Origin of the sequence: Bradyrhizobium sp. NBAIM08, from assembly GCF_020193935.1 — a bacterium.
In the GTDB taxonomy this organism is placed as follows: Bacteria; Pseudomonadota; Alphaproteobacteria; order Rhizobiales; family Xanthobacteraceae; genus Bradyrhizobium; species Bradyrhizobium yuanmingense.
In genome coordinates this window covers 1-556 of sequence record NZ_JADYVR010000095.1, presented here as the reverse complement: position 1 = coordinate 556, position 556 = coordinate 1, and the positions used below count along the sequence as shown (strand labels likewise).

General features: G+C 45.5%; 1 protein-coding gene. It reads left to right on the top strand.

Annotated features, from left to right (window positions below):
* Nucleotides 1-556, top strand: a 556-nt coding sequence (locus I6F37_RS38570; protein WP_225154154.1) for a carboxypeptidase-like regulatory domain-containing protein, incomplete at both ends; no start/stop codon positions are given.

Sequence of the window (556 nt, the reverse complement as noted above, 5' to 3'; positions counted from 1 at the left end):
GTTTTGCTCAGGTTACCGTCAGCGGTACCGTCACCGATGCAGCTACGCATCAGCCCCTAAAGTCAGTAAGCATTCTTTTTAAAGGTAGCCGCAGGGGTACTACTTCCGATGCTGACGGGAAGTTTACGTTAAGTGCTACGGGTAATTTCACCCAAATCCTGTTCTCCTATATCGGTTATAAATCAGCGGCAATAGATGTGGTTGCCGGTACGCAGACCATTGATGTAGCGCTGGTTGCCGGGGCCGATACGACCAATGTACTGGTGAAACCTCATAAAGTAAAATACCGGAATAAGGATAATCCTGCGGTAGAACTCATTCAAAAAGTAATTGAGAATAAGGAGAAAAATGGGATTGGTAGCTACGACTATGCGCAATACGAGCAATATGAGAAAATGCAGGTGGCTATCAGCAACCTGGCAGAAAAACTAAAGAACAGCAAGCTGCTACGCAAATACCGTTTTGTGCTGGATGAAAAAGATACCAGCAAACTAATGGAAGGCCGCTCTGTAGTGCCTGTTTACCTGCAGGAAACGATTTCTCAAAACTACTACCG